The sequence below is a fragment of the Bacillus sp. SIMBA_031 genome (genome assembly GCF_046535225.1).
In the GTDB taxonomy this organism is placed as follows: Bacteria; Bacillota; Bacilli; order Bacillales; family Bacillaceae; genus Bacillus; species Bacillus velezensis.
Genome location: NZ_JAWRXC010000764.1, coordinates 1 through 230, shown reverse-complemented (window position 1 = coordinate 230; position 230 = coordinate 1). Strand labels below are relative to the sequence as shown.

The 230-nt window shown below is 62.6% G+C and carries 1 protein-coding gene; it reads right to left on the bottom strand.

Annotated features, from left to right (window positions below; all coding sequences use genetic code 11):
* The coding region (locus SB724_RS22120; RefSeq protein WP_410573268.1) for a pyridoxal-phosphate dependent enzyme at positions 1–230 on the bottom strand (230 nt) is incomplete at both ends.

Genomic DNA, 230 nt, shown 5'->3' with positions numbered 1-230 from the left:
ACCCAATGGTCCCTTGTCCTGCAACAACGTCCACGTTGTCAAAGGGATGGACAAAAACGGCGCCGGTTTCGTTGGCATACCGCTGCGCCTCAGCCAGGGCCTCGTCCACGTTGTGTCCATGCAGGATCACTTCCGCGCCGTGACTGCGCGTGGCGGCGAGCTTCGGCAGTGCCACGCCAAGGGGCATGTAGATGCGGGCGTTGATTCCGAGGCTCTTTGCTGCCACGGCG